Annotated in this window: 1 protein-coding gene; it reads right to left on the bottom strand. The window is 37.5% G+C overall.

Annotated features, from left to right (window positions below):
- On the bottom strand, positions 1-253 hold a 253-nt coding region (locus tag KMS84_RS44745), incomplete at both ends, for an arginase family protein (protein WP_256921642.1).

Genomic DNA, 253 nt, shown 5'->3' with positions numbered 1-253 from the left:
CTCTTGAATATGCTTAAAAATTGCTTCAAAAGTCGCTAAATCAATTCCTTTTACAGCAGGTGCACTGACTCCTGGTGCAACCGCAGCCGCGAATACATCTAGATCAATCGTAACGTACAAACAGTCTACTTTTTCAATAAAAGCATCAACCGCTGTAAGCACGTTGTTTAGGTTAAAAATATTAACCTCATGATCACGTAAATATGAACAATTCAGCGCATCGGCAGTATCAAACAAAATTTTAGTATTGGCA

The organism is Streptomyces hilarionis, assembly GCF_024539675.1.
Classification (GTDB): domain Bacteria; phylum Actinomycetota; class Actinomycetes; order Streptomycetales; family Streptomycetaceae; genus Streptomyces; species Streptomyces hilarionis.
This window is presented reverse-complemented; position numbering and strand designations above follow the sequence as displayed.